1 tRNA gene is annotated in these 205 nt (G+C 51.7%); it reads left to right on the forward strand.

From position 1 onward, the window contains the following. Nucleotides 1-68 precede the first annotated feature (68 nt). A tRNA-Thr gene (locus L248_RS14170) sits at nt 69-141 on the forward strand. Nucleotides 142-205: the final 64 nt, after the last annotated feature.

A 205-nucleotide genomic window follows, 5' to 3' on the forward strand; every position in this document is an offset into this window, starting at 1 on the left:
AGGTACCGTCAAGCGATCTGCCAGACCCTGACGGTGCTGGAACTAAATATCCAACCAGCGGTCTAATTGCCGACTTAGCTCAGTTGGTAGAGCATCTGATTTGTAATCAGAGGGTCGGGCGTTCGAATCGTCTAGTCGGCACTTTTTCATGCGGAAGTAGTTCAGTGGTAGAACATCACCTTGCCATGGTGGGGGTCGCGAGTTC

Origin of the sequence: Schleiferilactobacillus shenzhenensis LY-73 (assembly GCF_000469325.1) — a bacterium.
Classification (GTDB): domain Bacteria; phylum Bacillota; class Bacilli; order Lactobacillales; family Lactobacillaceae; genus Schleiferilactobacillus; species Schleiferilactobacillus shenzhenensis.